Genomic DNA, 23,354 nt, shown 5'->3' with positions numbered 1-23,354 from the left:
AAGGATCGCCCATGTCCCTCTCTGACTTCGAGCGTTACCCGCTGCTCTTCGGCCCCTCGCCCGTGCATCCGCTGGAGCGGCTGACCGCGCACCTCGGGGGCGCCGCCCTGTGGGCCAAGCGCGAGGACTGCAACTCCGGTGTGGCCTACGGCGGGAACAAGACCCGCAAGCTCGAGTACCTGGTCGCCGACGCACTCGCGCAGGGCTGCGACACCCTGGTCTCCATCGGCGGGGTGCAGTCCAACCACACCCGCCAGGTCGCCGCCGTCGCCGCCCGCGCCGGGCTGGGGTGCGTACTGGTGCAGGAGAGCTGGGTGGAGTGGCCGGACGCCGTGTACGACAAGGTCGGCAACATCCTGATCAGCCGGCTCGCCGGCGCCGACGTGCGCCTGGTGCGGGCCGGCTTCGGGATCGGCTTCAAGGAGAGCTGGGAGCAGGCGCTCAGGGAGGTCGAGGAGTCGGGCGGCAAGCCCTACGCCATCCCGGCCGGCGCCTCCGACCATCCGCTCGGCGGGCTCGGCTTCGCCAACTGGGCGCAGGAGGTCGCCGAGCAGGAGCGGGAGCTGGGCGTCTTCTTCGACACCGTGATCGTGTGCTCGGTCACCGGGTCCACCCAGGCCGGCATGGTCGCCGGGTTCCGCGCCCTGGAGGAGGCGGGCGGGCGCCCCCGGCGGGTGATCGGGGTCGACGCGTCGGCGGCACCCGTCCGCACCCGCGAGCAGATCACGCGGATCGCGCAGAACACCGGCCGGCTCATCGGGGTCAAGGCCGAGTTGACCGAGGACGACGTCGAACTGGACGAGCGGTACCACGCGGGCACCTACGGGATACCCGACGACACCACGCTGGACGCGATGCGGCTCGCGGCCCGCACCGAGGGGATGATCACCGACCCCGTGTACGAGGGCAAGTCGATGGCCGGGCTGATCGACCTGGTCTCCCGCGGCGAGATCGGCCGCGAGTCCACCGTGCTCTACGCCCACCTGGGCGGACAGCCGGCGCTGAACGCGTACAGCGCGCTGTTCTGAGCGGCCGGTGAGCAGCCGGTTCCGAGCGGGCGCCCCGAGGCCGGGGCGCCCGCGGTCCCGTAGCCGTGGTTACAGCGACTGGGCGGCCGGCTTGACCATGCCCCGCACCGTGCGGGACTTCACGAACTCGCCCAGCGCGGTCATCTCCCACTCGCCGGAGAACTGGCGGATCAGCTTTGCCATCATCACGCCCGTCTGCGGCTCGGCGGAGGTGAGGTCGAAGCGGACCAGCTCCTCGCCGGTGGTGGCGTCCAGGAGACGGCAGTACGCCTTGGCGACCTGGGTGAACTTCTGGCCGGAGAACGAGTTGACCGTGAAGACCAGGCCGGTGACGTCCTGCGGGAGGCGGCCGAGGTCGACCGTGATCGTCTCGTCGTCCCCGGCGCCCTCGCCCGTGAGGTTGTCGCCGGAGTGCTGGATCGCGCCGCCCACGATCTGGAGCTTGCCGAAGTAGCAGCTGTCGATGTGGTTGCGCTGCGGGCCGTAGGCGATGACCGAGGCGTCGAGGTCGATGTCCTTGCCCCGGTACGCGGGCTCCCAGCCGAGGCCCATCCGGACCTGCGAGAGCAGCGGCCGGCCGCCCTTCATCAGGGAGACGGTCTGGTTCTTCTGGAGGCTGACCCGCCCCTTGTCCAGGTTGATCTTCCCGGTGCCGGGTGCGGCGGCGGGCGCCGACGGGACCTGCGGGGACGGCGTCGGCGGAGCCGGCCGGCTCACCGGCGGCTGCGCGGCGGGCGGGGGCGGAGTGGCCGGCTGGGCGGGGGCGGACGGCTGGGCCGGGGCGGCCGGTTCCTCGACCGTGACTCCGAAGTCGGTGGCGATGCCGGCCAGGCCGTCGGCGTAGCCCTGGCCGACCGCGCGGGCCTTCCAGGCGCCGTTGCGCAGGTAGATCTCGACGACCACCAGGGCGGTCTCGGTGCCGAGGCGCGGGGGAGTGAAGGTGGCCAGGACCGTGTTGTCGTCGGCGCTCCGGATGGTGGCCGTCGGTTCGATGCCCTGGAACGTCTGGCCCTGGGCGTCGGGGCTCGCGGTGACGACGATCTTCTCGATGCCGGGCGGGACCGCCGTGGTGTCGATCGTGATGGCGTCGGGGGCCGTGCCGCCACCGGAACGGTAGGTCACACCGGGGCCCGCGGGCTGGTTGTAGAAGATGAAGTCGTCGTCGGAGCGCACCTTGCCGTCGGCGGTGAGCAGCAGGCCCGATACGTCGAGCCGCACCGGAGCGGCGACGTCCACCGTCACACGGGCGGTGGGGAGGGGGATGTTCGAGCCGGGGGTCATAGCTGTCATGCCAGGTGAACGAGCGGGGGCGTTTTGCCGTTCCCTTACCTGCGGCCGGTATGGGGCGGTGGCTCTCAGCGCCGGTTGCGGGGGTGGTCGCGGGCGGTGCGTTCGTTGCCGCGCTTGTAGTCGCCGGTCCAGCGGGCCATGACGAGCTGGGGGTCGCCGGCGGTGACCTCGGTGAGGAAGCGGGCGGCGCGGCCGCCGTTCAGGGTGGTTGCGGGGCGGTTGTGGTGGGTGATGTGCACGGTGCCGTTGGTGTGGGCCTCGTAGGCGAAGCCGTGGGGTCTGGGCATGCGCGGATGGTACGGCGGCGAGGGCGGGGCGCCCCAGGGGTTTTTCCCCACAGCCCCTTCCCGGCCTCGGAGCCCCGGCCTGAGCCCACCCGTCACCCGGCTCGGTCGGCCGAGCGGGATGCGGTCGCTGATGAAGACGTCCGGGTCCAGGACGCCCGTCGCGAAGAGGTCGGCAGCGCGCTTGGTTGTGGATGCGGTACGGGTCGATCGTCACGCGGGGCGCGTGGTCGGCGACGCCGAACTGCAGGAAGGTGCCGGCCTTGGCGACCCGGTCCAGGCCGTCCTGGACGGCGGCCGCGTTGCCGGTGGCGCCGACGACCTCCCGGCGGACTCGTGCCCCGGCGCGATCGGCAGTGCGGGCGCGAACTCGCCCCGGAGGATGTGCCGGTCCGTCCCGCACGGCCCGCAAACCGTGCGGCCTCGACGACGACCTCGTGGGGTCGTGGCGTCGGGTCCGGGACCTCGATGACGGCGGCCTTCATTTCACGGCTCCCAGCGACAGGCCCTGGACGAGCCTGTCCTGAGCGGCGAACCCCGCGGCGAGCACCGGCAGGGAGATGACGAGGGAGGCGGCGCACACCTTGGCCAGGAAGAGGCCCTGGCTGGTGATGAAGCCGGTCAGGAAGACGGGGGCGGTCTCGGCGACCACACCCGTCAGCACCCGGGCGAACAACAGTTCGTTCCAGCTGAAGATGAAGCAGATCAGGGCCGTCGCCGCGATGCCGGGCAGCGCCATCGGGGCGACCACGCGCGCCAGCACCGCCGGCAGCCGGGCCCCGTCGATCCGGGCGGCCTCGATCACCGCGACCGGGATCTCCGAGAGGAAGGAGTGCATCATCCACACGGCGATCGGCAGGTTCATGGAGGTGTAGAGCAGGACCAGCAGCCAGATGTTGTCGAGCATCCCGGCGTTCTTGGCGAACAGGTAGATCGGCAACAGGCCGGCCACGACCGGCAGCATCTTGGTGGAGAGGAAGAAGAACAGGACGTCCGTCCACCGCTTCACCGGACGGATGGACAGGGCGTACGCCGCCGGGAGTGCGAGCAGCAGGACCAGGAGCACCGAGGCCACGGACGCCACCGTCGAGTTGATCAGGGACGGCCAGGGGCTCGCGCCGCCGCCCGCGCCGAAGAACTCGCGGTAGCCGTCCAGGGTGAGGGCGGCGGTGAAGGAGGGCGGGTTGGTGGCCGCGTCCTCCTCGGAGTGGAAGGACGTCAGTGCCATCCAGGCGATGGGCAGGAAGAAGACGATCCCGGCCAGCCAGGCCACCAGGCCGAGACCCGCTCCCCTGCGGATCCGGCCGCGGGGGCGTACGGCGACGGTGCTCATGCGCGGGACACCTCCTCGCGGAACAGGGACGACACGACGCGCAGGGCGAAGGTCGCGACGATGATCGAGCCGATGACGACCAGGACGCCGGCGGCCGAGGCCAGGCCGTTCTCATGGGCCTGGTAGAAGGTCTGGTAGACGGTGTACGGGAGGTTGGCGGTGCCCAGGCCGCCGGACGTGATCGTGAAGACCGCGTCGAAGTTCTGCACGATGTAGATCGAGCCGAGCAGGGCGCCCAGTTCGAGGTAGCGGCGCAGGTGGGGCAGGGTGAGGTGGCGGAAGACCTGCCAGTCGTTCGCGCCGTCGACGCGGGCCGCCTCGATCTGCTCCTGGTCCCGGCTCTGCAGTCCGGCGAGCAGGATCAGCATCATGAACGGCGTCCACTGCCACACCAGCGCGGCCTCCACAGCCAGGAGCGGGGCGCCCGAGATCCAGTCCGGCTGCGGCCCGCCGACGTGGTGCAGCAGGCCGTTGAGCAGGCCGTACTCGGGGTTGTAGAGGACGTGCTTCCACAGCAGGGCCGCCGCCACCGGCACCACCAGGAACGGGGCGATGAGCAGGGTGCGGACGATGCCCCGGCCGCGGAACCTCCGGTCGAGCAGCAGGGCGAGCAGCAGTCCGAGGACCAGGCTGGTGAGGACGACCGCCGCCGTCAGCAGGATCGTCGTCCAGACCGACCGGCGAAGGCCGGGGTCGCCGAGGACCTCTCCGTAGTTCTCGAAGCCGGCGAACCGCCGGGCGTCGGGATAGAGGGAGTTCCAGTCGAAGAAGGAGATCACCAGCGTGGCCACGAAGGGCAGCTGGGTGACCGCGATCATGAAGATCAGGGCGGGCAGCAACGGGGCCCTGGTGGCCCAGCCGCGCAGCCGGCCGGAGCGCCGGCCACCGCTCGGGCGGCTGTCCGGGGCGGCCGCGGGGGCCGTCGTCGTGGCGGTCATCGGCCCTCGTACTCCTCGGAGATCTCTTCGGCGAGCCGCTGGGACTTCCTCAGGGCCGACTCGACGGACTGGCGTCCGGCGATGGCCGCGCTGATCTCCTGGGAGACCCGGGTGCCGAGGTCGGTGAACTCGGGAATGCCGACGAACTGGATGCCGGGCGCGGGCCGCGGCTGCACCCCCGGGTCGTCCGGGCGGGCCCGCCCGATGGCCAGCCGGGTCATCTCCTGGAAGGCCGCGGCCTCCGCGCGGTAGTCGGGGTTCTCGTAGGTGGAGGCGCGCTTGCCGGCCGGGACGTTCGACCAGCCGATCTCGTTGCCGACCAGCTGCTCGTACTCCTTGCTGGAGGCCCAGGAGACGAACTTCCAGGCGTTGTCCGGGTTCCGGGAGGCGTTCTGGATGCCCCAGGCCCAGGTGTAGAGCCAGCCGGCCGACTCCGTCCTCTCGACGGGGGCGGGCGCGTAGCCCATTTTGCCCTTGACGGGGGAGCCGGCGGACTCCAGGGAACCGGCCGCGGAGGTGGCGTCGTACCACATGGCGGTCTTGCCCTGGGTGGTGTTGTTCAGGCACTCGGCGAAGCCGGACTGGGCGGCGCCGGCCTGGCCGTGCTCGCGGACCAGGTCGACGTAGAACTTCGTCGCCCTCCGCCACTCGGGGGAGTCGAGGCGGGCGTTCCAGTCCTCGTCGAACCAGGTGCCGCCGAAGGTGTTCACCACGGTCGTCAGCGGTGCCATGACCTCGCCCCAGCCGGGCAGACCGCGCAGACAGATGCCCTTCATGCCGGGTTCGGCCCCGTCGAGCTTCGCGGCGAGGTCGGCCACCTGCTCCCAGGTGGGGTCGGCCGGCATCGTCAGGCCCTCCCGCTCGAGGATGTCCTTGCGGTACATCAGGAACGAGGACTCGCCGTAGAAGGGCTGGCCGTAGCTCTTGCCGTCGTCCCCGCTGAGGGACCGGCGCATCGGCTCCAGGACGTCCTGCTCGTCGTAGGCGGTGTCCTCGTCGAGGTAGGAGTCCATCTCCCGGAGCCAGCCGTTGCGGGCGTAGATCGGGATCTCGTAGTTGGACAGGGTGGCGACGTCGTACTGGCCGGCCTGGTTGGCGAAGTCCTGGCTGATCTTGTCGCGGACGTCGTTCTCCGGCAGCACGGTGAAGTTCACCTTGATGCCGGTGTCCTCGGTGAAGTGCGCGGCGGTCAGCTTCTGCAACTCCACCATCTGAGGGTTGTTGACCATCAGGACGTTGACGACGTCACCGCCGGATCCGGCCCCGCCCGCTCCGACCCAGCAGCCGGAGAGCAGCGGGGCGAGCAGCGTCCCTGCGGCGGCCGCGGCGAGTGCGGCTCGCGGCGGCCGCCGTCGGCTCCGGGTTCGCATGGATCACTCCTCGGTATGAGCGGTCGTACGGGGAGGTACCGGGCACTGCCCGGACGGCTCGGCCCGCGGGGAGGTGGAACTTCGTGCGGTGGAAACGGCGCGCGGTGCGTCGCACGTCCGTGGTGCGGGGGCGCGGGGCGCGGTTCCGTCGGCTCAGACCCGGATGACCTGGGGCCCCAGCAGGGAGTAGCGGTGGGCCTCGGCCGCCGGGAGCAGCGTGCTCGTGACGATCGCCTCCAACGCGCCGACGTCGGTGAACCGGCAGAAGCTGACCGCCCCGAACTTGCTGTGGACGCCCGCGAACACCACCCGGCGCGCGGCCCGGACCGCCTGCGTCTTGACCTCGCTGACCGCCGGGTCGGGCGTGGTCAGACCGTGTTCGCGGGAGATGCCGTTGGCGCCGATGAACGCCAGGTCGACGACGAAGCCGGAGAGCATCTTCGTCGTCCAGTGGTCGACGGTGGCGAGGGTGCCGGAGCGGACCCGGCCGCCGAGCAGCAGCACGGAGACGGTGCCGGTCTCGGCGAGCGCGCCCGCGACCGGCAGGGAGGCGGTGACCACGGTGAGCGGCCGGTCCCGGGGCAGTGCCTCGGCGATGAGCTGCGGGGTGAAACCCTCGTCGACGAAGACCGTCTCCGCGTCGCCGAGCAACTCGGCCGCGGCGTTGGCGACCCTGCGCTTCTCGGCCACATGGCTGGTGGCGCGGAAGGCGAGCGTGGTCTCGAAGGCGGCGCTCTCCACGGGATAGGCGCCGCCATGGGTGCGGCGCACCAGACCGTGGTCCTCCAGAGCGCGCAGGTCCCGTCGCACGGTCTCCTTGGCCACGCCCAGATCGGTGGCGAGCGTCGTGACGTCGACCGAACCGGTGGCGCGCGCCACCCGTACGATCTCCCGCTGGCGCTCTTCGGCCGTTCTGTCGCGCATGACCGAACACCTGCTTCCTGATCTTTCTGCCCGTTCGGGCCCGGTGGGGGCCTTGCAGGCAGTTGTACAGGTGGTCCGCGCGGCTGACCAGGTCTGTTGTAGAACCGGTATCGCCCGTTTCCGCCCGTTCGCCCTCGGCTGAGCCCGGCTCGGACCTGCGCGGGGGTGGAGCGGGGGGCGGAAACGGGCGTCACGCGTGCCCGAATGCGGCGGCGGGCGGGCCCGTTCGGTGCCCGCCCGCCGGCGGGGCGTCGGATTTCCGCCGCGGCCGCGGCCGCGGCTCCGGCGGGCGCGTCGGGCCCGTGGGCTCAGTACGGCCAGATCGGCGGGTCGGTCACGAAGTGGCCGCCGATGCGCGCGTGCGCCTCGTCGTCCGGGTCCGGCTCGCCCTGCTCGGCGACGAGCTTCGCGGCGAACGGCTCGGAGTCGTTCTGGGGCTCGTAACCGAGCGCACGCGCGGAGGTGAGGTCCCACCACAGGCGCGTGTTGGCGGAGGAGCCGTGGACGACCGTGTGTCCGACGTGCTCGGCGGTCAGGGCCGCGTGCAGGAGGCGGGCGCAGTCGGCGGGGCTCATCCAGATCGAGAGCATCCGCACACTGGTCGGCTCGGGGAAACAGGACCCGATGCGTACGGAGACGGTCTCCAGACCGTGCTTGTCCCAGTAGAGCTGGGCGAGGTCCTCGCCGAAGCACTTGGACAGGCCGTAGAAGGTGTCCGGGCGGTGCGGGGTGTCGACGGGCACGAGCGGGCCGCCGGCCGGGGGGCGGGGGGTGTAGCCGACGGCGTGGTTGGAGGAGGCGAAGACGATGCGCCCGACGCCCTCCTCGCGTGCGGCCTCGTACAGGTGGTAGGTGCCCTCGATGTTCGCCGCGAGGATCTTCTCGAAGGAGGACTCGAGGGAGATGCCCGCGAGGTGGATGATCGCGTCGACGCCGCGGACCGCCTCGCGCACGGCCTCCTTGTCGGCCAGGTCCGCGACGATCGCGTCCGGCTCACCCTCGACCGGATGCAGGTCGAGCAGGCGCAGCCGGTAGCCGTAGTCAGGGAGCAGGCCCCGCATCAGGGTGCCGAGGCCGCCGGCGGCGCCGGTGAGCAGAACGGTGCGGGGAGCGGGCATCCAGGGGTCTCCTTGCATCACCGGCCGTGCATGTGTGCGCACGGCATTCATATTCGTGGACACGCTAGGGAGGTGGACCGTGACCCGTCAAGTGTCCCGCACCTTCCCGCTGACCGGGGGAATCAGCTGTTGCCTGCCGGGTCGGCCTGCTTGACCGGCGTCCGCGGGGCGCTTTAGCGTGGCATCGTTCAGGGATGTAGACGTCAATCATGAATATGGACCAGGGAGAGCTTGTGACGCCAGCCCCTCTCGCCGACCCTCTCGCCGACCGACTCGGCAACCCCAGCGGACCGCTGTTCTTCCCGGTCACCGCCTACGGAACCGATGGCGCCATCGACCTCGACACCTACCGGCTCCACGTACGGCGCGGGGTCGAGGCCGGGGCCGCCGCCGTCTTCGCCTGCTGTGGGACCGGGGAGTTCCACGCCCTGACGCCCGAGGAGTTCGAGGCCTGTGTGCGGGCCGCCGTCGAAGCGGCCGGGGGGCGTGTCCCGGTCGTCGCGGGCGCCGGCTACGGCACCGGGCTCGCGGTGCGCTGGGCCGGGCTCGCCGAACGTGCCGGGGCGGACGGGCTGCTCGCCATGCCGCCCTACCTGGTACGGGCCGGTCAGGAGGGGCTGCTGCGGCACTACCGGGAGCTCGCCGCGGCGAGCTCCCTGCCGGTGATCGTCTACCAGCGCGACAACGCCGTGTTCACCCCCGCGAGCGTCGTCGGACTGGCCCGCACCGACGGGATCATCGGCCTCAAGGACGGCCACGGCGACCTCGACCTCCTGCAGCGGATCGTCAGCGCCGTACGCACCGAGGCTCCCGGCGACTTCCTCTACTTCAACGGGCTGCCCACCGCCGAACTGACCCAGCCCGCCTACCGGGGCATCGGCGTCACGCTCTACTCGTCCGCGGTGTTCTGCTTCCTGCCCGAGGTCGCCCTCGCCTGCCACCGGGCCCTGCACACCGGCGACCGGGCCACCGTGGACCGCCTGCTGGACGGCTTCTACCGGCCCTTCGTCGAACTGCGCGACCAGGGCCCCGGGTACGCCGTCTCCCTGGTCAAGGCCGGGGTGCGGCTGCGCGGGCTCGACGTGGGCGAGGTACGGCCACCGCTGGACGAGCCGTCCGGGGATCATGTCGAACAACTCGCTCGGCTGATCGAGCGAGGGCTCGCGCTGCTCGAGGAGGCCAAGTGAAGGCATCGGCGTTCGTCTACCCCTGGGACGTCAACGGGGACCCGGAGGCTCCCGCGCGGATCGCCGCGCTCGGCGTGGCGCAGGTGACGCTCGCCTCCGCCTACCACTCCACCCGCGCGCTGACCCCCCGCCACCCGCGCCACCGCGTGGTCACCGCCGAGCACGCGGCCGTGCTCTACCCGGCCGGCGCCCACTGGACGGGCCGCACCCCGCGCCCCCACCCGGCCGGGGACTGGGCCCCCGGCGACGCCTTCGGCGAGGCCGCGACGGCGCTCGCGGAGGCGGGCCTGGAGGTGCACACCTGGGTCGTGCTCGCGCACAACTCCCGGCTCGGCGCCGAACACCCCGACACCTCGGTCGTCAACGCCTACGGCGACCGCTACCCCTGGGCGCCGTGCATCGCCCAGCCCGCCACGCGCGCGTACCTGACCGACCTGGCCGCCGAGGCGGCGGTGCGGCCCGGAGCGCGCGGCACCGAACTGGAGTCCCTCGGCTGGTACGGGCTGGCCCATCTGCACGCCCACGACAAGACCGCCGGGATCGGCCTCGGGGACGCCGGCCAGTACCTGATGTCCCTGTGCTTCTGCCCGTCCTGCCGCGAGGGCTACGGGGCCCAGGGCCTGGACGCCGGAGAACTGGCCGCGTCCGTACGGACCGCGCTGGAGCCGGTGTGGCGGGGGGCGGCGCCCTCGGACGGAGGCTGGACGGGCGTCGAGAAGCTCCTCGGCGCGACGACGGCGGCCGCCACGCGCGCGTGGCGCGAGGAAACGGCCCGCACGCTCCAGGAGACGGCGGTCCGGGCGGTACGCGACGCGGCGCCGGAGGGCTTCCAGGTCCTGCTGCACGCGGACCCGGTGCCGTACCACTGCGGCGCCAACGCCGGCGTCGACCCCGCGCACATCCTCTCCGTCGCCGACGGCGTGGTCGTCCCCTGCACCGGGGGCCCCGGCCTGCTGACGCCGTTCGCACAGGAGAACCGCGGCGGCAGCGTCCTCGCCGCCAACTTCACCGTGGTCTCCGGCATGGGCGGCAGCCCCGGCACCCTCGCCGCGGACGCGGCCGAGGCCCGCCGACTCGGCGCGACGGAACTGCGCCTGTATCACGCCGGGTTGGCGTCGGACGACGATCTGGAGGCGGTGCGTTCGGCGCTCGCCGCGCTCTGAAACAGTCCCGCCGCCGGTACCAGCAGGGTGAGTCCGAGGACGGCCAGCACGAGCCGGTGGTCGAGCAGTTCCACCAGCACCGCGCCGACCGCCAGCCCGATCACGTTCGGGGTGAACACCAAGGTGTTGGCGGTGGCGGTGACCCGGCCCAGCAGCGGGCCCGGGGTCTCGCGCTGCACGGCGGTCAGCGCGGCGATCAGCAGGGCGGGCAGCCCCGCCCCGATCGCCGCGCTGCACGCCCACGCCACCGGATCGGACGGCACCGCCCGCAGCGCCACCCCGCCGGCCAGCAGGACGACGCCGTACGCCGCGAACCGCCGTTCGCCCAGGCGGCGCAGGGCGGGCCCCGCGCACAGTCCGAGCGCCACCGACCCGGCGCCCTGGACGGCGTACAGCACACCGGAGTACGCGGGGGAGCGGCCGAGGCCGTCGACGACGGCGTAGACCAGCGCACCGTTCAGCCCCGCGCACAGCATCGTGGCGCCACCCGCCAGGACCAGGGGCCGCAGGACCGGGTGCGAGCGGAGGAAGCGGACACCTTCGGCGGTCCGTCCACGTCGGCCGTCGGCCGGCGGCGCGGGACGCTTCTCACGGACGTTCAGAAACAGGTACAGCACCGCCGCGACGGCGAACGTGACCGCGTCCAGAAAGGCGACCGCCGGTCCGCCGTGGGCCGTGTAGAGCCCCGCGCCCGCCAGTGGGGCCAGCAGTTTCATGCCCTCGGTGGCGGTCATGCGCAGCCCGCCCAGGTCACCGAGGAGCGACCGGTCCACGGCGGTGGCGGCCAGCGCCGACTCGGCCGCGTCGTTCACGACGCCCGCCGCGCCGTACACGAACAGGACGGCGAAGAGGAGCCACAGGGTCTGCGGCGAGTCGACGGTGACGAGGGTGAGCAGGAGCGCGGCCATCAGCAGACTCGTGCCGATCAGCAACGGCTTGCGGCGGACCCTGTCGGCGAGTGTGCCCAGCAGGGGGCCCGCCAGGGTGGGCGTCCACATGGCCAACAGGCACAGGGCGGCGAGGCCGTCCGAGCCGGTGAGGTCCTTGACCCAGACCCCGGAGGCGAGCCACAGCGCGGAGGTGCCGAAGCCGGAGACCACGACCCCGGCGAGGAGGAGCCCGGCATTCGGGTCACGGAGCACGCGCACCAGCGCCCACATCGGGCCGTCCGGCGTGCTGCCTGTCGTCCTGCTCGTCGTCATACCAGGTCATCGTGGGGCTAAGGAGCGGACGTAGGGATCGGGCAGGGGCCGTAGAGGGGGCAGGGAGGAGCGATGAGTTCCGGGTGTGGCATAGGTCCACCTCCCAGGAAGCACATCCCTGCACGGCCACGGAGGAGCAGCCCATGGCCGACTCGATTCTCGACCTCGGGCCGCAGGCGCGGGTCGTGGCACGGCTTGCCGCGGGGGTCGCCGACGTGCAGCTCGTGGACGGGACGCCCTGCCCGCGGTACGCGGTGCGCGACATGCTGGGCCACCTCGTGGGGCTGTCCGCCGCCTTTCGCGACGCCGGGCGCAAGGACCTCGGCGCCACCACCGACACCGGCCCGGACACCGCCCTGCCGGAGCTCGGGCCCGGCTGGCGCGAGGAGCTGCCCCGGGTGCTCGACGAACTCGCCGACGCCTGGCGGGACCCCGGGGCCTGGACCGGTATGACCAGGGCCGGAGGAGTGGACCTGCCGGGCGAGGTGGCCGGAGCCGTGGCCGCCGACGAACTGGTGATCCACGGCTGGGACCTGGCCCGCGCCACCGGCCAGGACTACGCGCCCGACCCCGCCGCCCTCGACGCCGCGCACGCCTTCCTCCGCGCCGCCGCGGCGGAACCCGGCCGGGACGGCGGCGAGGGCATCTTCGGCCCCGTGGTGCCGGTGCCGTCCGACGCCCCGCTGCTGGACCGGACCGTGGGGCTGAGCGGCCGCGATCCGGGGTGGACGCGAAAGGCCTGACCAGGAGTTCTCCCGGGCGGCCGGGCAGCCGGACGGGGCGGGTGCCCGGCCGTCGCGTGCGGGGTCCCGGAACTTCCTTTGTCAGAGGCATTGACGAAAGCCTGGGCCGCTTCTAGTTTCATCGCGTCGTACTTCGTACGTCATATATGAGACGCGATATGTGAGATCCGAGAGGCGCGCATGACCTCTGTGCCCACGCCGATCCCCTCCCGCACGCAGTACGTGCTGGAGGAGATCAAACGACGCATCCTCACCGGCCGGCTGACACCGGGTCAGGCCCTGGTCGAGGCCGACCTCGCCGCGCAGTTCGGGGTGTCCAAGACCCCGGTGCGCGAGGCCCTCAAGACCCTGGCCGGTACCGGGCTGGTCGTGATGAGCCAGTACAAGGGCGTCACGGTGCGCATGGTCGACGCGGACATGGCGCGCGAGGTCCAGGACGTGCGGCTCCTCCTCGAACCCGAGGCGCTCCGGCGCACCGTCCGGCGCGGCGCCTCCCTGGAGGCCGCGCGCGACGCGCTGACCCGGGCCGACGAGGCCACCGACACCGCCGAACGCTCCCTGAGCAACCGGGAGTTCCACCGCGCGCTGTACATGCCGTGCGGCAACCCGCTGCTCGGCCGGATGCTCGACGAGGTCCGCGACCAGGCGGCGCTCGTCTCCGCCGTGGCCTGGGCCGCCGACCCCTCCTGGGAGCGGGAGGCGAGCGAGCACCGCGAGATCCTGCGGCTCGCCCTCGCCAAGGACGCGGACGGCGCGGCACGCGCCCTGCACGCGCACATCGCGTCCTTCGTGCGCCGGGCCTTTCCCGACGCGGACCTCGACGCGGACCTCGAGACCCAGGCGCCCCGGGCGGCCCGGGCGCCCCAGGAAGCACCGGAAGCCCAGAACCAGAAGAGCGAGGACGGTCAGGCATGACGACGACGTTCGAGACCCAACGGGCGGCCCTGGCCGACGTGGTGGCGATCCCGGTGACCCCGTTCGCCGAGGACGGCTCCGTCGACCGGGCCGGCTACCGGGCCCTGCTGCGCCGACTCCTCGACGCCGGCGTCACCACCCTGACCCCCAACGGCAACACCGGAGAGTTCTACGCCCTGACCCCCGAGGAGCGGCGCACCGTCGCCGAGCTGACCCTGCGGGAGACCGGTGACGGCTCGTCCGTCCTGGTCGGCGTGGGCCACGACGTACCGACCGCGGTCGCCTCCGCACGGCACGCCCGTGACCTCGGCGCGCGGATGGTGATGGTGCACCAGCCCGTCCACCCCTACGTCTCCCAGAGCGGCTGGGTCGACTACCACCGCGCCGTCGCCGAGGCCGTGCCGGAACTGGGCGTCGTCCCCTACATCCGCAACGCCCGGCTCACCGGCTCCCGCCTCGCCGAACTCGCCGACGCCTGCCCCAACGTCATCGGCGTGAAGTACTCCGTACCGGACGCGGCGAAGTTCGCCGCCTTCGCGCGGGACGCCGGCATCGAGCGGTTCGTGTGGGTCGCCGGGCTGGCCGAGCCGTACGCCCCCTCCTACTTCTCGGCGGGCGCCACCGGCTTCACCTCCGGCCTGGTCAACGTCGCCCCGTCGGTGTCGCTGAACATGATCGGGGCGCTCCGGTCGGGCGACTACACGACTGCCATGAAGGTCTGGGAGCAGATCCGCCGCTTCGAGGAACTGCGCGGCGCCAACGGTTCCGCCGACAACGTCACCGTCGTCAAGGAGGCCCTCGCCTCCCTCGGTCTGTGCCGCCGCGAGGTCCGCCCGCCGAGCAGGCAACTGGCCGAGCACGAGCGGGCCGAGGTCGCCGCGATCGCCGCGGGGTGGTCCGTGTGAGCATCCCGGCGGACACCCGGAGGAAGCGGCCCGAGGAACTGCGCAGCCACCAGTGGTACGGCACGGACGGGCTGCGCTCCTTCAGCCACCGCGCCCGCACCCGCCAGCTCGGCTACCTGCCCGAGGAACACCTGGGCAAGCCCGTCATCGCCGTGCTCAACACCTGGTCCGACATCAACCCCTGCCACAGCCACCTGCGCGACCGCGCGCAGGCGGTCAAGAGGGGTGTCTGGCAGGCGGGCGGCTTCCCGCTCGAGTTCCCGGTCTCCACGCTCAGCGAGACCTTCCAGAAGCCGACCCCGATGCTCTACCGCAACCTCCTCGCCCTGGAGACCGAGGAACTGCTGCGCTCCTACCCGGTCGACGGCGCCGTGCTGATGGGCGGCTGCGACAAGTCCACGCCCGCCCTGCTCATGGGGGCAGCCAGCGTCGACCTGCCGACGGTCTTCGTCCCGGCCGGCCCCATGCTGCCGGGCCACTGGCGGGGCGAGGTGCTCGGTTCCGGCACCGACATGTGGAAGTACTGGGACGACAAGCGGGCCGGCGTCATCGGCGACTGCGAGATGCAGGAGATCGAGAGCGGCCTGGCCCGCTCGCCCGGTCACTGCATGACCATGGGGACGGCCTCCACGCTGACCGCCGCCGCCGAGGCCCTCGGCGTCACGGTCCCGGGCGCCTCCAGCATCCCCGCCGTCGACTCCGGACACGACAGGATGGCCGCCGCGGCCGGCCTGCGCATCGTCGAACTGGTCCACCGGGACCGGAGACTGAGCGACATCCTCACCGCGGAGGCCTTCGAGGACGCGGTGACCACCGTCCTGGGCCTGGGCGGCTCCACCAACGCCGTGATCCACCTCATCGCGATGGCCGGCCGCGCGGGCGTCGGACTCACCCTCGACGACTTCGACCGCATCGCCCGCACCGTCCCGGTGCTGGCCAACGTACGGCCCGGCGGACAGACGTACCTGATGGAGGACTTCCACTTCGCGGGCGGTCTGCCCGGCTTCCTCTCCCGGATACCGGACCTGCTCCACCTGGACCGGCCCACCGTCTGCCACGACACCCTGCGCGAACAGATCGCCGGCGCACGGGTGCACCACGACGACGTCATCCGGCCCCGGGACAAGCCGGTCGCCGAGGAGGGCGGGCTCGCCGTACTGCGCGGCAACCTCTGCCCGGACGGCGCCGTCATCAAGCACATCGCCGCCGAGCCGCACCTGCTGCGGCACACCGGGCCCGCGGTCGTCTTCGATGACTACCGGACCATGCAGCGCACCATCGATGACCCGGCGCTGAACATCACCGCCGACCACGTGCTGGTGCTGCGCAACTCCGGCCCCAAGGGCGGGCCCGGGATGCCCGAGTACGGGATGCTGCCCCTGCCCGACCACCTGCTCAAGCAGGGGGTGCGGGACATGGTGCGGATCTCCGACGCCCGGATGAGCGGCACGAGTTACGGCACCTGCGTGCTGCACGTCGCCCCCGAGTCGTACGTCGGCGGGCCGCTGGCACTGGTACGCACCGGCGACTCGATCACCCTCGACGTCGAGCAGCGGAAGCTGCAGCTCAACGTGGACGACGAGGAACTGGCGCGCCGCAGGGCCGAGTGGACGCCGCCGCCCGTGCGCTGCGAGCGCGGCTACGGCGCGCTCTACAACGAGCAGATCACCCAGGCCGACACCGGCTGCGACTTCGAGTTCCTCGCCCGGCCGGGCGCGGTGCAGGACCCCTACGCGGGCTGATCCACCGGATCGCCGGCCTGTCCGCACAGCCATGTAGAAAGCGCTTCACCCCTTACGGGGAAAGCACCGCACCGGGAACGCGCTGCACGAGAACGCACCGCACAGCACGACGTACCGAGAAACGGAGAAACAGTCATGGCCCAAGCCGCAGCCGTGGCGAAACCGCCCACGCCACCGAGGCGGCGCCGTGCCTCCGCCACGCCGCGCAGACTGCCGTACCTGCTGATCGCCCCGGCGGGGCTGCTCATGCTGGGCTTCATCGCCTACCCCGTCATCAGCGTCTTCTACTACAGCCTGCAGCACTACAACCCGACCAAGCCGTGGCGGAACGGATTCGCGGGCTTCGACAACTTCGTCCACCTCTTCACCGAGGACCCGCTGTTCTGGGACACCCTGGTCTTCAGCGCCAAGTGGGTCTTCGTCGAGGTCGGCCTGCAGCTGATGTTCGGGCTCGCGCTGGCGCTCATCGTCAACCAGACCTTCGTCGGCCGGGGCATCGGCCGCGCCCTGGTCTTCTCCCCGTGGGCCGTCTCCGGCGTACTGACCTCGGCGATCTGGGTGCTCCTCTACAACTCCCAGACCGGCATCACCCGCTACCTCGCCGACATGGGCATCGGCGACTACGGCACCAGCTGGCTGTCGGACACCTCCACCGTCTTCTCGGCGGTGGTCGTCGCCGACCTGTGGCGCGGGGTCCCCTTCTTCGCCATCCTCATCCTGGCCGACCTCCAGTCCGTCTCCAAGGACCTGTACGAGGCCGCCGAGGTGGACGGGGCCAGCCGCTTCCAGCAGTTCACGCACATCACCCTGCCCCACCTCAAGGACGCCATCATCCTGTCCACACTGCTGCGCGCGGTGTGGGAGTTCAACAACGTCGACCTGCTCTACACCCTGACCGGCGGCGGACCGGCCGGCGCGACCACGACGCTCCCCCTCTACATCGCCAACACCAGCGTCGACGCCCACAACTTCGGTTACGCCTCGGCGCTCACCACGGTCGCGTTCGTGATTCTGCTCTTCTGCTCGATCGTCTACCTGCGGCTGAGCAAGTTCGGAGGCGAAAGCAAGTGATCACCGAAGAGGCGGCCCCGGCCGCCCCCGCCCCCGCGCGCTCCGCCACCGAGCCGCCGGGCCGCCCCGCGCGGAAGAAGCACCGCGCCTGGGACGAGGTGCCCCGCTGGCACATCTACCTCCCGCTGGGCGTCTACCTGCTGTTCACGCTCGTCCCCTTCTACTGGATCCTGCTCTTCGCGCTGCGCCCGGCCGGATCGACCTCGCTGGTGCCCTGGCCGATGACCACGGTCCACTTCGAGAAGGTCTGGACGGACCGCGCCTTCGGCACCTTCTTCCAGAACAGCGTGCTGGTGGGCGTCGCCACCCTGCTCGCGACGACGCTCGTCGCGCTGGCCGGCGGCTACGCGCTCGCCCGGTTCGACTTCCGGGTCAAGCGGGTCTTCATGCTCGCCCTGCTGTGCTCCCAGTTCGTGCCCGGCGCGCTGCTCCTGGTCCCGCTGTTCGAGATCTTCGCCGGGCTGCAGATGATCAACTCGCTGGGCAGCGTCATCATCGCCGAGACGGTCTTCCAGCTGCCGCTGTCGATCATCCTCATCAGCAACTTCATCAAGAACGTGCCGTACTCCCTGGAGGAGGCCGCCTGGGTCGACGGATGCAGCAGGATGCGGGCGTTCCGGGTGGTCGTCCTACCGCTGCTGCGGCCCGGTCTGATCGCCGTCGGCTCGTTCGCCTTCGTCCACTCCTGGAACCACTTCCTGTTCGCCCTGATGTTCCTCAACAACCAGGAGAAGCAGACCATCCCGGTCGGCCTCAACACCCTGATGAGCGCGGACAGCGTCGACCTCGGCGCCCTCGCCGCGGGCGGCATCATCGCGGCCGTGCCCGTCGTGATCGTGTTCGCCTTCATCCAGAAGTGGCTGATCACCGGCTTCAGCGCGGGGGCGGTGAAGGGATGACCGAGCCCCAGTCCACGCCCCGGCCCGTGCCCCACCCCGCGCCCCGGCCCGTGCCCCGGCCGATCCCCGTCGTGCTCGCCGGTGCCCGCGGCCACGGCCGCTGGCACCTGGAGAACATCCGCCGGCTCCAGGCGGCGGGACTCGTCCGGCTGGCCGGCGTCTGCGAGCTCACCCCGCTCACCCAGGAGGAGCTCGAGGACGAGTCCGGGAACGAACTCCCCGAGCAGTCCGCCGACTTCGGCGCCCTGCTGGAGTCCACCGGCGCCGGGATCGCCGTCGTCTGCACCCCGATCCCCACCCACACCGACCTCGCCCTCGCCGCCGCCGAACGGGGCGCGCACCTCCTGCTGGAGAAGCCGCCCGCGCCGTCCTACGCCGAGTTCCGCCGGATGGCCGACGGGGTCGCCGCGGCCGGTGCCGCCTGCCAGATCGGTTTCCAGTCGCTGGGCTCGCACGCCGTGCCCGCGATCCGCGAACTGGTCGCCGAGGGCGCGATCGGCCGGGTCACCGGGATCGGCGGAGCCGGGGCCTGGGTGCGCGCCGAGGACTACTTCCGGCGGGCGCCCTGGGCGGGCCGGCGCCGGCTGGACGGCGTCGACGTGGTCGACGGGGCGCTGACCAACCCGCTCGCCCACGCCGTCGCCACCGCGCTGGCGCTGGGCGGCAGCACCCGCGCCGAGGACGTCACCGGCATCGAGACCGAACTGCTGCGCGCCAACGACATCGAGTCCGACGACACCTCCTGCGTCCGGATCACCACCGCACAGGGCCGGCCGGTCACCGTCGCCGCGACCCTGTGCGCGGAGCGGTCCGACGAACCGTACGTCCTGGTGCACGGCACCAGCGGCCGCATCACCTTCTGGTACAAGCAGGACCGCGTCCTGGTCCAGCGCGCGGGCCACGGTCCCGAGGAACTCCACTTCGGCCGCACCGACCTGCTGGAGAACCTCGTCGCGCACCTCACCACCGGCGCCCCCCTGCTGGTCCCCCCGGACGCGACCGGCGCCTTCATGAAGGTCGTCGAGGCGATCCGGCAGGCCCCCGACCCCGCCCCGCTGCCCGACGGAGCCTGGCACCGCGTTCCCGGCGAGAACCGCCGGGTCGTGCCCGGCGTCGAGCGGCTCGTCGAGGCCGCCGCCGAGACCCTGTCCCTCTACTCCGAACTCGGCGCCCCCTGGACGCCGCCCGCCCAGCGCCCCGCACAGCACCCGCCGAAAGAGGTGAACACCCGATGACCAGCGACTCCACGGTCCTGCGCGTCGCCGGGCGGCCGGTCGGCCGGTACGTCTCCCGGCCCGAGCTGCCCCGCAGGCTCTCCCCGCGCCCCTATCTGCACCCCGTGACCACCCTGGCCGGCACGGCGGTCACCGAACTGTCCCCCGCGGACCACACCCACCACCTCGGCGTCGGTGTCGCCGTTCCCGACGTCGAGGGGCACAACTTCTGGGGCGGACGCACCTACGTCCGCGACCGGGGCCCGACCGAACTGGACAACCACGGCTCCCAGCGGCACGCCTCCTTCCAGCTGCGGGACCCCGACGGCTTCGTGGAGGAACTGCGCTGGATCGCCGCACCGGGCGAGCTGCTGCGGGAGCGCCGTACGGTCACCGCCACCGAACTCACCGACACCGCCTGGGCGCTGGACTTCACCTTCTCCCTCACCAACGCCACCGGGCTCCCGCTCTCCCTCGGCAGTCCGGCCACCAACGGCCGCCCCGGCGCGGCCTACGGCGGCTTCTTCTGGCGGGCCCGCAAGGAGGCGACGGCACCGGACGTCTTCACCGCCTCCACCGAGGGCGAGGCCGCGGTGCACGGCCACCGGGCCGACTGGCTCGCCCTGGCCGGTGCCCGCTGGACGCTGGTCTTCGCCGGGGCCACCGCACCGACCCGCCGCGACCCCTGGTTCGTGCGCACCGCCGAGTACCCCGGCGTCGGCTCCTCCCTCGCCCACGCCGAACGGCTGCCGATCCCGCCCGGGGAGACGGTGGTCCGCCGTGTCGTCACCGTCGTCGCCGACGGCCGGCTCGGCCGGGACGACGCCGCCGCACTGGTCCGCAAGGTGGTGAGCCCATGAGCGCCGCGCCGGCGGACACCACCTACCGGAACCCGGTCCTGAACGCCGACTGGTCCGACCCCGACGTGATCCGCGTCGGCGACGACTTCTACCTCACCGCCTCCAGCTTCGGCCGCGTCCCCGGACTGCCGCTGCTGCACTCCCGCGACCTGGTCAACTGGACGCTCGTCGGTCACGCCCTCGAACGGCTGGAACCCGAGAGCGAGTTCGCGGCCCCCCGGCACGACTGCGGGGTCTGGGCGCCGGCCCTGCGCCACCATGACGACCGGTTCTGGATCTTCTGGGGCGACCCCGACCAGGGCATCTTCCAGGTCAACGCCCCCGAGATCCGGGGGCCCTGGACCCGCCCCCACCTGGTGAAGGCCGGCAAGGGCCTGATCGACCCGTGCCCGCTGTGGGACGAGGAGAGCGGCGAGGCGTACCTCGTGCACGCCTGGGCGAAGTCCCGTTCCGGCGTCAAGAACCGGCTCACCGGCCACCGCATGCACCCCCACGGCACCGAACTCCTCGACGAGGGCAAGGTGATCGTCGACGGCGACCGCATCCCCGGCTGGTTCACCCTGGAGGGCCCCAAGCTCTACCGGCACGACGGCTGGTTCTGGATCCTGGCGCCCGCCGGGGGAGTGGAGACCGGCTGGCAGGGCGCCTTCCGGTCGCGTGGGTTCTTCGGACCGTACGAGGAGAAGGTCGTCCTGGAGCAGCGGGACACCGACGTCAACGGCCCTCACCAGGGCGGCTGGGTGCGCACCGCGTCCGGCGAGGACTGGTTCCTGCACTTCCAGCAGCGCGGGGCGTACGGCAGGGTCGTGCACCTCCAGCCGATGCACTGGGAGTCCGCGGGAGGCTGGCCGGTGCTGGGGGAGGCCGGCGCGCCGGTCGCCGGGCACCGCAGGCCGGACCTGCCCGCGCAGCCGGCCGCGGCACCCGCCACCGACGACGACTTCCCCGGAGGCCGCCATGGCCGCCAGTGGCAGTGGACCGCCAACCCCCAAGGGGGCTGGGCCACCCAGCACGCCGCCGACGGGCTGCGGCTGACCTGCGTGCGCACCGCCGACGCGCACGACCTGCGCAGACTGGCGAACGTGCTCACCCAGCGGCTGCCCGGCGCCCCGTGCACCGTCGACGTGGAACTGCGGCTCGACAGCCGGGAGCCCGGGGCGCGGGCCGGCCTCGCGGTCCTCGGCGACGCCTACCGCTGGATCGGGCTCCAGCGGGGACCGGACGGCACCGCACACCTGGTGCACCGGTTCGCCGAGACGGGCGCCGAGAGGGAACGCGACGCCGACCACCCGCGGCCCGCCCCCGAGGGCCGGGCGAGGCTGCGGATCGAGGCCGGCGCCGGAGCCCGCTGCCGCTTCTCGTACGACACCGGGGACGGCTTCCGCCCCTCCGGGCAGACCTTCGCCGCCACCCCGTGGCGCTGGGTCGGCGCCCTGCTCGGCCTGGCCGCCCTCGCCCCGACGGGCCAGGGGCACGCCGGGACGGCGACCTTCACCCGGTTCAGGATCAGCGCCGCATAACCACCCCTCCTCGTGAGCCTGCCGGGAGCCGCAACGACGCGCCTCCTCGGCAAGCGCTTGCCGACGCCGCCCCACGTGGCCGAGCACCACCGGACGACCGCGAGACGCCCCCACACCCGCACACCCCGTCGGAACCAGAAGAGAACCAGAAGAAGAGAGCCGACCAATGAAGATCAGCAATCGCAGAAGCAGCACAGGCAGGCGCCGGACGTCGGCCGCCGTCGCACTGGGCGCCGTGCTCGCGCTGACCGTCACCGCCTGCGGCGACGACGGCAGCGGAGCCGGCGGCGACAAGGGCGCCGAGGGCAGCGGCACGGGCAAGATCACCTTCTGGGACAACAACGGCGGTGTCCGTACCGCGATCTGGAAGGAGATCATCGCCGACTTCGAGAAGGCCAACCCGAAGATCGAGGTCGAGTACGTCGGGATCGCCGCCACCGAGTACCAGTCCAAGGTCGACACCGCCATCCAGGGCGGCGGCCTGCCGGACGTCGGCGGGATCAGCGCGTCGATGCTCGCGGGCTTCTCCGCCCAGAAGGCGCTCGCCCCGCTGGACGACCGGCTGGGCAAGTCGCCCCTCGACGGCAAGCTCAACAAGGACATGATCGAGTCGCTGCGCGCCGCCGGCGGCGGTGACGACCAGCTGTACTCGGTCCCGACCTCCGCGAACAACGGCGTCCTCTACTACCGCACCGACCTGTTCGAGAAGGCGGGCCTGGAGGAACCGACCAGCTGGGAGCGCTTCTTCAAGGCCGCGGAGAAGCTCAGCGACAAGAGCAAGAACGAGTTCGGGTACACCATCCGCGGCGGCGCCGGCTCCATCGCCCAGGCCCTGGACGCGATGTACGGCCAGTCCGGCATCACCACGTTCTGGGACTCCACCGGTGAGAAGACCACGGTCAACGACCCGAAGAACGTCGAGGCCCTCGAGAAGTACGCGGGCCTGTTCAAGAAGGTCACTCCCGCCGCCGACCTGAACAACGACTTCACCAAGATGGTCGCGCAGTGGGACTCCGGCACGATCGGCATGCTCAACCACAACCTCGGGTCGTACCAGGACCACGTGAAGGCGCTCGGCGACGACAAGTTCCGGGGCATCCCGCAGCCCACCGGCCCCGGCGGCGCCCGGGTCCAGGTCTCCAACCCGGTCGACGGTCTCGGCGTGTTCCAGAGCTCCAAGAACAAGGACGCCGCCTGGAAGTTCATCGAGTACGCCGTCTCGGCCGAGGCGAACTCGAAGTTCAACGAGTCCGCCGGCCAGGTGCCGTCGAACCTGGACGCCGCCAAGGACGGCTGGATCGCCGAGGCGGAGCCGACCAAGCTGGCCGCGGACGCGCTGAGCGACGGGTCGACGACCATCGTCCAGCTGCCGTACTACCTGCCGGACTGGAACACCATCTCCAAGGCCGACAACGAGCCGAACTTCCAGAAGGTGCTGCTCGGGGACATGAGCGCGAAGGACTTCCTCGACAACCTGGCCGAGCAGCTCGACGAGGCCCAGGCCGAGTGGCAGGAGCAGATGGCCTGAGCGGTTCCCGGCACCACCGCGGGGCGGCCGCCGGCCCGTTCGCTCCGGGCCGCCGCGGCCGTCCCCGCGCCCGGCCGCGTCCCCGCGGCGCGGCCGCACACAGGTACAGTCCCGCGCCCC

At 72.1% G+C, this 23,354-nt stretch carries 21 protein-coding genes and 1 pseudogene; 13 read left to right on the top strand and 9 right to left on the bottom strand.

From position 1 onward, the window contains the following. Window positions 1-11 precede the first annotated feature (11 nt). Window positions 12-1,028, top strand: coding sequence for a 1-aminocyclopropane-1-carboxylate deaminase (locus tag ACWEQO_RS00555; protein ID WP_452977340.1), 1,017 nt, complete (start codon window positions 12-14; stop codon window positions 1,026-1,028). Between the two features lie 69 nt (window positions 1,029-1,097). Here ACWEQO_RS00555 and ACWEQO_RS00550 read toward each other — a convergent pair whose 3' ends face one another. From ACWEQO_RS00550 to ACWEQO_RS00515, 8 genes and pseudogenes are all read right to left on the bottom strand, one after another. Next, a complete protein-coding gene (locus ACWEQO_RS00550; protein ID WP_452977337.1) occupies window positions 1,098-2,309 on the bottom strand; it encodes a TerD family protein in 1,212 nt (403 codons plus the stop codon). A gap of 74 nt (window positions 2,310-2,383) precedes the next feature. After that, window positions 2,384-2,605, bottom strand: coding sequence for a hypothetical protein (locus ACWEQO_RS00545; RefSeq protein WP_361459508.1), 222 nt, complete (start codon window positions 2,603-2,605; stop codon window positions 2,384-2,386). Between the two features lie 105 nt (window positions 2,606-2,710). Further along, window positions 2,711-2,924: pseudogene (locus ACWEQO_RS00540) on the bottom strand (alcohol dehydrogenase); the annotation flags it as partial. A gap of 159 nt (window positions 2,925-3,083) precedes the next feature. Next, window positions 3,084-3,935, bottom strand: coding sequence for a carbohydrate ABC transporter permease (locus ACWEQO_RS00535; protein WP_452977334.1), 852 nt, complete (start codon window positions 3,933-3,935; stop codon window positions 3,084-3,086). Next, the gene (locus ACWEQO_RS00530) at window positions 3,932-4,873 is read right to left on the bottom strand and encodes a carbohydrate ABC transporter permease (RefSeq protein ID WP_452977331.1); all 942 of its coding nucleotides are present in this window, start codon (window positions 4,871-4,873) and stop codon (window positions 3,932-3,934) included. Before ACWEQO_RS00530 ends, ACWEQO_RS00535 begins: the two co-directional genes overlap by 4 nt. Then, entirely contained in the window at window positions 4,870-6,243 is a 1,374-nt protein-coding gene (locus ACWEQO_RS00525) for an ABC transporter substrate-binding protein (protein ID WP_452977328.1), read from the bottom strand. Before ACWEQO_RS00525 ends, ACWEQO_RS00530 begins: the two co-directional genes overlap by 4 nt. 153 nt (window positions 6,244-6,396) lie before the next feature. Then, on the bottom strand, window positions 6,397-7,167 hold the full coding sequence (locus ACWEQO_RS00520) for a DeoR/GlpR family DNA-binding transcription regulator (RefSeq protein ID WP_361459471.1): 771 nt from the start codon (window positions 7,165-7,167) through the stop codon (window positions 6,397-6,399). A 308-nt stretch (window positions 7,168-7,475) separates the two neighbouring features. Next, window positions 7,476-8,285 (bottom strand): NAD-dependent epimerase/dehydratase family protein, encoded by an 810-nt coding sequence (locus ACWEQO_RS00515; protein ID WP_452977325.1) that lies wholly within the window; start codon window positions 8,283-8,285, stop codon window positions 7,476-7,478. A 215-nt stretch (window positions 8,286-8,500) separates the two neighbouring features. Here ACWEQO_RS00515 and ACWEQO_RS00510 point away from each other — a divergent pair, with 215 nt between their 5' ends. Further along, window positions 8,501-9,472, top strand: coding sequence for a 5-dehydro-4-deoxyglucarate dehydratase (locus ACWEQO_RS00510; RefSeq protein ID WP_452978419.1), 972 nt, complete (start codon window positions 8,501-8,503; stop codon window positions 9,470-9,472). Further along, entirely contained in the window at window positions 9,469-10,635 is a 1,167-nt protein-coding gene (locus tag ACWEQO_RS00505; protein ID WP_452977322.1) for a hypothetical protein, read from the top strand. Before ACWEQO_RS00510 ends, ACWEQO_RS00505 begins: the two co-directional genes overlap by 4 nt. Here ACWEQO_RS00505 and ACWEQO_RS00500 read toward each other — a convergent pair. Continuing rightward, window positions 10,572-11,837, bottom strand: a complete 1,266-nt coding sequence (locus tag ACWEQO_RS00500) for an MFS transporter (RefSeq protein ID WP_452977319.1) — start codon at window positions 11,835-11,837, stop codon at window positions 10,572-10,574. The two genes, ACWEQO_RS00505 and ACWEQO_RS00500, sit on opposite strands and share 64 nt — an antisense overlap. Window positions 11,838-11,980: 143 nt before the next feature. Here ACWEQO_RS00500 and ACWEQO_RS00495 point away from each other — a divergent pair, with 143 nt between their 5' ends. The 10 genes from ACWEQO_RS00495 to ACWEQO_RS00450 all read left to right on the top strand — a co-directional run bounded on the left by ACWEQO_RS00495 (window position 11,981) and on the right by ACWEQO_RS00450 (window position 23,234). Then, window positions 11,981-12,580, top strand: coding sequence for a TIGR03086 family metal-binding protein (locus ACWEQO_RS00495; RefSeq protein WP_452977316.1), 600 nt, complete (start codon window positions 11,981-11,983; stop codon window positions 12,578-12,580). 180 nt (window positions 12,581-12,760) lie between these two features. Then, window positions 12,761-13,495, top strand: a complete 735-nt coding sequence (locus ACWEQO_RS00490) for a GntR family transcriptional regulator (RefSeq protein WP_452977313.1) — start codon at window positions 12,761-12,763, stop codon at window positions 13,493-13,495. Continuing rightward, a complete protein-coding gene (locus tag ACWEQO_RS00485; RefSeq protein ID WP_361459477.1) occupies window positions 13,492-14,400 on the top strand; it encodes a dihydrodipicolinate synthase family protein in 909 nt (302 codons plus the stop codon). Before ACWEQO_RS00490 ends, ACWEQO_RS00485 begins: the two co-directional genes overlap by 4 nt. Then, window positions 14,397-16,142 carry an L-arabinonate dehydratase gene (gene araD, locus ACWEQO_RS00480; protein ID WP_452977310.1) on the top strand — a complete coding sequence of 582 codons (1,746 nt, stop codon included), beginning with the start codon at window positions 14,397-14,399 and terminating at the stop codon, window positions 16,140-16,142. The genes ACWEQO_RS00485 and araD overlap by 4 nt, the downstream gene beginning before the upstream one ends. Before the next feature lie 135 nt (window positions 16,143-16,277). Then, window positions 16,278-17,213 carry a carbohydrate ABC transporter permease gene (locus ACWEQO_RS00475; protein WP_361459479.1) on the top strand — a complete coding sequence of 312 codons (936 nt, stop codon included), beginning with the start codon at window positions 16,278-16,280 and terminating at the stop codon, window positions 17,211-17,213. Next, window positions 17,210-18,112, top strand: coding sequence for a carbohydrate ABC transporter permease (locus tag ACWEQO_RS00470; RefSeq protein ID WP_452977305.1), 903 nt, complete (start codon window positions 17,210-17,212; stop codon window positions 18,110-18,112). Before ACWEQO_RS00475 ends, ACWEQO_RS00470 begins: the two co-directional genes overlap by 4 nt. Further along, window positions 18,109-19,347 carry a Gfo/Idh/MocA family protein gene (locus tag ACWEQO_RS00465; protein ID WP_452977302.1) on the top strand — a complete coding sequence of 413 codons (1,239 nt, stop codon included), beginning with the start codon at window positions 18,109-18,111 and terminating at the stop codon, window positions 19,345-19,347. The genes ACWEQO_RS00470 and ACWEQO_RS00465 overlap by 4 nt, the downstream gene beginning before the upstream one ends. Continuing rightward, entirely contained in the window at window positions 19,344-20,186 is an 843-nt protein-coding gene (locus ACWEQO_RS00460; protein ID WP_452977300.1) for a DUF6807 domain-containing protein, read from the top strand. Before ACWEQO_RS00465 ends, ACWEQO_RS00460 begins: the two co-directional genes overlap by 4 nt. Beyond that, window positions 20,183-21,706, top strand: a complete 1,524-nt coding sequence (locus tag ACWEQO_RS00455) for a glycoside hydrolase family 43 protein (protein ID WP_361459483.1) — start codon at window positions 20,183-20,185, stop codon at window positions 21,704-21,706. Before ACWEQO_RS00460 ends, ACWEQO_RS00455 begins: the two co-directional genes overlap by 4 nt. Window positions 21,707-21,872: 166 nt before the next feature. Next, window positions 21,873-23,234, top strand: coding sequence for an ABC transporter substrate-binding protein (locus ACWEQO_RS00450; protein ID WP_452977297.1), 1,362 nt, complete (start codon window positions 21,873-21,875; stop codon window positions 23,232-23,234). The last annotated feature ends 120 nt before the right edge of the window (window positions 23,235-23,354 follow it).

Source organism: Streptomyces sp. NPDC004051 (assembly GCF_053604275.1).
Note: the sequence above shows the minus strand (reverse complement) of the source record. Positions and strands in the feature narration are given on the sequence as shown.